This window comes from Bifidobacterium leontopitheci (assembly GCF_009193355.1).
Taxonomy (GTDB): domain Bacteria; phylum Actinomycetota; class Actinomycetes; order Actinomycetales; family Bifidobacteriaceae; genus Bifidobacterium; species Bifidobacterium leontopitheci.
This window is the reverse complement of the sequence record NZ_WBVT01000070.1, coordinates 1-4,493: the sequence shown is the minus strand read 5'-3', so window position 1 is coordinate 4,493 and position 4,493 is coordinate 1. Positions and strand designations below refer to the sequence as shown.

Genomic DNA, 4,493 nt, shown 5'->3' with positions numbered 1-4,493 from the left:
ACCCCATCGGCGTTCAACCCCCTCGGGCACCCACCACCAAACCGGCGGGCCGCCAATGGACTGGCAATCAAAAAAGCTTGTAAAAAAGCAGTACAAACACGCTCTTGAGTTCTCAAACCACCACCACTCAGCCAACCATCAACCTTCTCGGAAGAGAGCCAACCGCTGACCGGCAGCGAATGAATAATCTACACAAGCGAAGCCCGACACGCAAATCGGCATGACATGACCACGCCAAAACCGTTGAAACGACAACGTTCCATCGGCGTGTCGCAAAACCACCCCAACGCGTCGGTTCCAGCATACAGCCGCCAGTGTTACACGCAGGAAACCCCACATGACCGACACATGAACAACCAAACAACAACCCGGCAACGGCAATCCCTACGCAGCCCCTCCCGCAGCCCACGCAACGCAACAAGGGCCGCCAGACCCCATACGGTCTGACGGCCCTTGCGCTGCGGGCGATCCGAATCCGTTTCGGCTCCGGCCCCACGCCTTACCGACGCCACGGCCAAGCCGCCGGCCGCGCTACCAGCCGGATCACCGAATCACCACTCGGCAGCGTCGCATCACCTGGCTTCCTCAAGCTCGGCCGCGGCCTTGGCATGACGCTCGGCGAGCTCGGCCTTGATCTGCGGCTCCATCTTCTCGAAGCGACGGTAGAAGAGCATGATCACGCCGACGATGACGTAGACGATGACCGGCAGCCAGATGAAGCAGAAGCTGATCGCGTTCTGCGCGGCGGCGGACTGGACGTCCTTGGTGGCGTCGTAGCCGGCGGCACCCATGATCTCGAGCGGCAGGAAGGCGCCGAAGCCGGAGCCGACCTGGATGCAGAACGCGGAGCCGACGGCGGTCAGGAAGCCTGCCGCGTGAATGCCGGTCTTCCACTCGCCGTAATCCACGGTGTCGGCGAGCATGCCGAACGGCATGCCGATGGCGATGGCGGCGCCGAGCACGCCGACGGTCCAGAAGATGACCAGCAGCGGCACGTTGTGGCCGGCGAGCGGCATGAGCGCCTGGCCGACACCGCCGATGACGAGGCCGATGAGCATGGTCAGGGTCTTGTTCTTGGTCTTGTTGGCGATGATCGGCATGGCGATGGTGCCGAGCAGGCCGAGCACCTGGACGCCGTTGAACAGCGAGGTCAGGTCGCGGTTGTTGAGCACGTACTGCGCGTAATACGTCGACACGCCGTTACGGGTGGATTGGGCGATCCAGTAGATGAGGAAGGCGACGACGAGGATGATCCACGGCCAGTTGCCCTTGGCTGCCTTGAAGGAGTCCTTCAGCGGAATCGGCTTGTTGAGTTCGGGGTGGTAGTTGTGCTCGGTGAGGTTCTTGAAGGAGAACAGGAGCAGCACGATGGCGACGACGCCCCAGATCGCAGTGACGATCATGAAGCCGGTCTTGTCGCCGCCGCCGAAGTGGACGCCGAACCAGCCGACCAGCGGGATGGTGAAGGACGAGGTGATGAAGGAGCCGATCTGGCCGCCGGCCATGCGGAACGAGTTCGCGTTGTTGCGCTCGGTCGGGTCGTCGGTGAGGTTCGGCAGGATTGCGGTGATCGGGGTCTGGATGCCCGTGTAGACGGCGCCGGCGGCCAGGATGTAGGTGATCAGCGCGTACCAGAACTTCGGTGCGCCGTCAGGCAGGCTCGGGGCGGTGAACGCGATGAACACGGTCACCGCGAACGGCACGCACAGCCAGAGGAACCACGGGCGGGACTGGCCCCACTTGGTGTTGGTGTGGTCGACGATGGAGCCCCACACGACGGCGGAGATCGCGTCGGCGAAGCGGGCGACCAGCAGGATGGTGCCCGCGCCGATCGCGCCGGCGGCCGGGATGTGGAACACGTTCGTGTAGAAGTACATGATGTACGACGAGATCGTCACGTACAGCAGGTTGCCTGCCATGTCGGTGAAGGAGTAGGCGATCTTCTCCTTCGTGGTCAGCTTGATCGCCTTGGCGGCGGTCGAAGCGCTCTGAGTTGCGGTGCTCATTGCTTTCCTTCTTCGTTGAGGCCGGTCACGTCGGCGGCCGGCTGGTGGTTGGATTGTTGGTTTTGGGTATAAGGCCCCCTTTCCCCCGCGGAAGGACAACGGTAAAAAAACAGTCGGGGGAAGGGGAGCACGTCTTTCGGTTATGTGGGCTACGCGGTTATACGGCGAAGCGCCCGGCGAGGCGCGGCCGGCGTCAGAAGTCGGAGTCGAACCACACCTGCATCTGGCCCACCTCGCGGTTGGCCCAGGCGTAGTACGGCACGAGCTTGAGGTCGTAGGACTTCTCGCCGACCGGGTGTTCGCTCACGTCCGCGTACAGCGGGAAGTCGGCGTCGTCGTGCGTGCGTTTGACGGCCGGCAGCGTGATGACCTCCACGCCGTCGAGCTCGCCGAAGTGGTATTCGGCCTTCGCCTTCTCGGCGCTGCGGCTGTCGAGGCGGTAGTTCCACAGCGGGGCGGAGTTGTCGGCTTCCTCGGCGCAGTACACGACCGGGCCGCGCATGACGGCGACCTTGCCGGCGTCATGGCGGTTGAGGGTCGTCGAGCGCATGAACTTGACGGCCATGTCGAGGTCGAGCGTGATCTCGGTGGTGCCGGCGGTGACTTCGATGGAGACGAAGCCGTTGTCGACGGGCAGACGGCGGGCGTCCTCGCCGTTGACGGTCATCTCGTGGCGGCTGGCGGACCATGACGGGATGCGCACCAGGAATTCGACCGGATCGGCGCCGTCGGGCACGGTGACGGTGAATTCGATGTGGCCGTCCCACGGGAAGTTGGACTTCTGCGAGACCTTGACGCCGTCGAAGAACTCCGCGTCGTTGGCGATGAACTGGTGGGCGACGATCTGGCGCTTGTCCTCGTGGACCGTGTACAGGTAGCGGTCCACGGAGGCGATGAGGCGCGCGATGTTGGCCGGGCAGCAGGCGCAGCCGAACCATTCGGCGCGGTGCATGAGCACGTGGTAGCGGTCCGGGTTGTGCTCGGTGGCCTCGGGGTCGGCTTCGAGGGCGTTGACGTAGTAGAAGTGCTTGCCGTCGAGCGCGATGCCGGCGATCGAGCCGTTGAACAGCTCCTTTTCGAGCACGTCGGCGTATTCGCCTTTGGTTTCGAGCTCGAGCATCTGGCGGGCGAGGAAGCTCATGGCCACGGAGGCGCAGGTCTCGCCGTACATGGTGTCGTTCGGCAGGTCGTAGTCGTAGGTGAACGCCTCGCCCACGTGCGTGGAGCCGACGCCGCCGGTGATGTACATGCGGCGGCGCACGATGTTGGCCCACAGCCGCTTGGCGGTCTCCTCGAGCTCCTTGTCGCCGGTCAGCCGGGCCACGTGGGCGACGCCGGTAAGCATGTAGCCGACGCGCACGGCGTGGCCTTCGGCGGTCTTCTGCTGGCGGATCGGGCGGGCGGTCTGCGTGTATTCGTGGGTCCAGCCGCGCATCTGCGGGAAGATGTCGGTGGAGCCGTCGCCGATCTTGGCGTTCTGCTTGTCGTAGAAGCTGGGGTCCTTGCCGCGCACGTCGATGAAGAACCGGGCGAGGTCGAGGTACTTGCGCTCGTGGGTGACCTCGTAGAGGCGGGCGAGCGCGAGTTCGATCTCCGGGTGGCCGTCGGCGCCGGGGATCTTGCCGTCCTTCTCGTCGCCGAAGTTGGCGTCGAGGCATTCGGCCATCTTCTTGGCGACGTCGAGGGCCTGCTCGTTGCCGGTGACCTCGAAGTACGCGACGGCAGCCTCGATGTAGTGGCCCATCACGTACATTTCGTGGGACTGCTGGATCTGGGTGAAGCGTTCGCGGTCCTTGAACGCGCCGGACTTGATGATGTACGGGGTGTCGAGGTAGCCGTCCTCGCGCTGGGCGCGGGCGATGAGGTCGACGAGCTTGTCGCAGAGCTCGCGGAGCTGCTCGTCGGGCTCGTAGGCGAGCGCGTAGGCGGCCTCCTCGAGCCACTTGTACACGTCGGAGTCCTGGAAGACGAAGCCTTTGAACTCGCCGTCCTCGTCGCCGGCGGCGATGCGCAGGTTGCGCACCGCGCGGCTGTAGTGGTAGTCGATGTCCTGCTTGGCGCCCGAGGGGTCGCGCGGGATGTCGATCTTCTGCTCGTCGTTGATGACCGCCCACTGGTAGGGGATCACCTCTTTGGCGACGTTCTCGCGATACCTGCGCCAGAAGGGCGAGGTCACCGTCACCTTGGTGCTCATCCGTGCCGTCCTTTCCGCATCGAATCAGTGATGCCATCCGCTTGTTTCGGCACCGGCCGGGCGACTTGCAGCTGCGCAACTCCTTGTCGCCGGGCCGGCATCTGAGATGATGGTATGGGAACGCCGGCGGCCGCGGCGGCCGGTCCTTGCGAATGCGAAAATTTTCCCACCGTGTTTATTTATCTGATGGGTTGAGTGGCGACGCTGACGCTCGCACCATGCGTGGTGTTGTTTGAAAACCTACGCGTGGGAGGGGACTTCAGCGTGTGGCGCGTCGTGCGGCGCGTTTGCGG

General features: G+C 64.3%; 2 protein-coding genes. Both read right to left on the bottom strand.

What is annotated here, in order from left to right; all coding sequences use genetic code 11:
* Positions 1-572: 572 nt before the first annotated feature.
* On the bottom strand, positions 573-2,006 hold the full coding sequence (locus F7D09_RS10910; protein WP_152235510.1) for an MFS transporter: 1,434 nt from the start codon (positions 2,004-2,006) through the stop codon (positions 573-575).
* A 193-nt stretch (positions 2,007-2,199) separates the two neighbouring features.
* The gene (locus F7D09_RS10905; protein WP_152235509.1) at positions 2,200-4,200 is read right to left on the bottom strand and encodes a glycoside hydrolase family 127 protein; all 2,001 of its coding nucleotides are present in this window, start codon (positions 4,198-4,200) and stop codon (positions 2,200-2,202) included.
* Positions 4,201-4,493: the final 293 nt, after the last annotated feature.